Source organism: Parasphingomonas zepuensis, from assembly GCF_036663735.1.
Taxonomy (GTDB): Bacteria; Pseudomonadota; Alphaproteobacteria; order Sphingomonadales; family Sphingomonadaceae; genus Sphingomonas.
Map to the genome: position 1 here is coordinate 1 of NZ_JAXOJO010000088.1, position 1,050 is coordinate 1,050.

Annotated in this window: 3 protein-coding genes; all 3 read left to right on the top strand. The window is 63.7% G+C overall.

Annotated elements, in window-relative coordinates; translation table 11 throughout:
- Positions 1 to 158: 158 nt before the first annotated feature.
- Entirely contained in the window at positions 159 to 317 is a 159-nt protein-coding gene (locus tag U1769_RS25465) for a hypothetical protein (protein ID WP_332720940.1), read from the top strand.
- Between the two features lie 128 nt (positions 318 to 445).
- Positions 446 to 778 carry a hypothetical protein gene (locus U1769_RS25470; protein ID WP_332720941.1) on the top strand — a complete coding sequence of 111 codons (333 nt, stop codon included), beginning with the start codon at positions 446 to 448 and terminating at the stop codon, positions 776 to 778.
- Positions 779 to 847: 69 nt separating this feature from the next.
- Positions 848 to 1,050: hypothetical protein (locus U1769_RS25475; protein WP_332720942.1), on the top strand; the 203-nt coding region annotated here is incomplete at its 3' end.

Below are 1,050 nucleotides of genomic sequence, written 5' to 3' on the forward strand. Positions count from 1 at the left end.
GGCGCATATGGGCGCGTCGAGCTGGCGCAGGACGCCGGGCGCTGACTGCCGCCGCGCGCGCATGACTGACGGACCACGCTCGACCCCAAATCGATCGGCGATGCCCATGGCATGGCGGCATCCAGCTACGCGTCGCCGCGCTGTGCACGATTGTCGCCATGCTGGACGGCTTCGACACCCAGTTCATCGCCTATGTCGTGCCGCGCATCGCGGAGGACTGGGCGTTGCCGCTGACGGCGTTCGGTCTGATTTTTGACGCAGGATTATTGAGCCCGATGATCGGCGCGTTGAGGCTCAGCACATTATTCGATCGTTAGGGACGCAAAAGGATCTTGGTCATATCCGTCGCGATTTTCGGGGCTTTCGCGCTAGCGACCGCCGCTGCGCAGACGATGACGCATCTGATCGTGCTGCGCTTTCTCACAGCCGTCGGCTTGGGCGCGCAATGCCCAATATCATCGCGCTAGCCAACGAATATGCGCCGGAACGGGCCAAGGCGACTTTGGTCACAGTGATGTCCTGCGGCTTCCCGCTCGGATCGATGCTCGGCGGCTTCGTAACGGTGTCGCTGATCGCCGGCTACGGCTGGCAACCGTTTTCATCCTCGGCGGCATATTGCCGATCCTTGCTGTTGCCGGTGCTCGCCCAGATCCTCCCCGAATCTATACCTTTCCTGGCGACGCGGCCCGGCAACGAAGCCGAGGTCGCGGCGATCCAGCGGCGCGCTTGCCCATATTTCGGCCGAGGCGTTCATCGGCGACGTACGCAACCATCCTGACGGTCCCACAGCCGGATCGCCGGTGCTGGCGCTGTTCCGCGACGGGCGCACACGCCGCACCTGTCTGGTGTGGCTCGCATTCTTCATGAATCTGCCGGTGATGTACTTCCTGATCAACCGGTTGCCGTCGCTGCGGAAGGGCAGGGGCTTCCGCTCCAGACGGCGATCCTGTCCTCTTTGTTTAACCTAGACGGCGTGGTCGGCGGCGTCGCCGTTCTATCGCGGAGTCTATTCGGCGTCGGGCTGGTTCTCGGGCCGGGCGTCGGCAAAGG